The 232-nt window shown below is 55.6% G+C and carries 1 protein-coding gene; it reads right to left on the minus strand.

Annotated elements, in window-relative coordinates:
- Nucleotides 1–232, minus strand: a 232-nt coding sequence (locus tag SB751_RS35655) for a hypothetical protein (protein ID WP_410749690.1), incomplete at both ends; no start/stop codon positions are given.

Consider the following 232-nt stretch of genomic DNA (forward strand, 5'->3'; position numbering starts at 1 on the left):
GCCACGATTGCGAGAAGCCACAATGGTCATTACCGTACAGATCATCAAACTGACCAATGAACCAACGTTCAGCAGGCTGAGGTTTTGTCCGCTATCACCGTCGGGCAGGATGCGGGCTTCCAGAGCGATTGCGTGGCAGACCAGCGCAATGACCGCAGAAATAATAGCCATGCGCCGCCAGCCGCCGTTTTTTTGCAGCAGACCGGGAACAATCAGCGCAAGACTGACGGAG

Source organism: Cupriavidus sp. SIMBA_020, assembly GCF_046535395.1.
In the GTDB taxonomy this organism is placed as follows: domain Bacteria; phylum Pseudomonadota; class Gammaproteobacteria; order Burkholderiales; family Burkholderiaceae; genus Cupriavidus; species Cupriavidus campinensis.